At 49.3% G+C, this 1619-nt stretch carries 1 protein-coding gene and 1 pseudogene; both read left to right on the top strand.

What is annotated here, in order from left to right:
* Positions 1 to 66: 66 nt before the first annotated feature.
* Entirely contained in the window at positions 67 to 1260 is a 1194-nt protein-coding gene (locus tag KDK14_RS02495; RefSeq protein WP_257263443.1) for a glycosyltransferase family 4 protein, read from the top strand.
* Positions 1261 to 1369: 109 nt separating this feature from the next.
* A pseudogene (locus KDK14_RS02490) lies at positions 1370 to 1619 on the top strand (sugar phosphate nucleotidyltransferase); the annotation flags it as partial.

Genomic DNA, 1619 nt, shown 5'->3' with positions numbered 1-1619 from the left:
GTATCAGGATAGACTGGATGGCAAGCTTGCAGGTGGGAAAAAACGAAGTACTAGGGGTATTTGCTAATGTCTGTGCTGACCCGCTTTAAAGCCTTCGATAACCTTTTGAGTCACCTTTTTTGTTCAATGAAAAATATCTGCTTTTCTGCCAATACCTCCTGGTATCTTTATAACTTTCGCAGAAACACCATTCTGGAATTCAAACGCCGTGGCTATCGTATTTTCTGCGTCGCCCCGCTGGATGATTACAGTCAGCGCCTGGCTGATGAATTGGGCGTTACGTTTATTCCTCTGGATATGGATAACGCCGGTAATCACCCGGTGAAAGACCTGAAAACTGCCTGGGACCTGTTTAAGATTTATCGCCAGTGCAAACCCCTTGTGGTGTTTCAGTTCACTATTAAAAACAATATATACGGAACTCTGGCCGCAAGAGCGTTGGGTATACCGGTGGCCAATAATATTTCTGGCCTGGGTACTGCCTTTATTCATACAGGTCTGGTTGGCCGGATTGTTCGTGGGCTCTATAAAATCAGCCAGCCATTTGCCTACCAGGTATTTTGCCAGAACAGTGAAGACCAGGAGCTACTGGTGACACATAAGCTGGTTAAAGCCGACAAGCTGACATTATTGCCCGGCTCCGGTGTTGACCTTAAACGGTTTAAACCGGTGGAGTTACCTCCGGCACCGGATCGGTTTCGTTTTCTCTATGTGGGTCGCATGCTTGGTGATAAGGGTTTGCGGGAGCTGGTTGAAGCCTTTGCCATGTTAAAGCAGAAAGGTGTATCGGCAGAGCTCAAACTGGTCGGCTTTGCCGATGCCAAAAACAAAACTGCTATTACGCGTGAGGAGCTGAAAAGCTGGGAGGAACAGTACGGTATTGAGTGGCTTGGATCGTCCGATACCATTGAGGAGATTCTGGCCCGGGCAGACTGTGTGGTGTTGCCATCCTATCGTGAAGGGTTGCCCCGTTCCCTGCTGGAAGCCTGCGCCATGGCCCTGCCAGTGATCGCTACCGATGTACCGGGTTGTCGCAGTGTGGTGACTCATTATGAGAACGGTATTCTCTGCCAGGCAAAAGACCCGGTTTCGCTTTACGACGCTATGATGGCCATGATCAACCTGCCTGAGCAGACCCGACGGGAGATGGGGCAGAAAGGGCTGGAGCATGTCACCAGAAACTACTGCAAAACGCTGGTGATTGATGCTTATGTAAAAGTGGTTGATAGCCTGGAGCATAGGAAGTTGGCTACGGCTTAGTGTTTTTTGTTTACCACAGTACCCGAAGGGCATAAAAGGCACAGAGGCCACAGAGTTTTTTCCCTAAAATAAAATCTTTTCTCTGAGTCCTCTGCGCCTCTGTGGTGAAAATATAGTGGAGAAACCGGCGAAGGAAGACGCGCCCAGTAATCTTGCCATTATTGGCCGCTATATTCTTACGCCGGATATCTTTGACCTGATTCGCGATACCGAGCCGGGCAAGGGCGGCGAGATCCAGATTACCGACGCCCTGATGGCCCAGGCCCAACGGGGTTGTGTGCTGGCTTATAAGTTCAAGGGTAAACGGTTTGATTGCGGCAGTATTGCAGGATTTATTGAAGCCACCAATTATTGTTATG

Source organism: Endozoicomonas sp. ONNA2 (genome assembly GCF_024606365.1).
Lineage (GTDB): Bacteria > Pseudomonadota > Gammaproteobacteria > Pseudomonadales > Endozoicomonadaceae > Endozoicomonas.
This window is presented reverse-complemented; position numbering and strand designations above follow the sequence as displayed.

Excerpts from the sequence above, each read along its gene's own strand:
- KDK14_RS02495 (WP_257263443.1), top strand. The coding sequence starts at position 67 with ATGTCTGTGCTGACCCGCTTTAAAGCCTTCGATAACCTTTTGAGTCAC.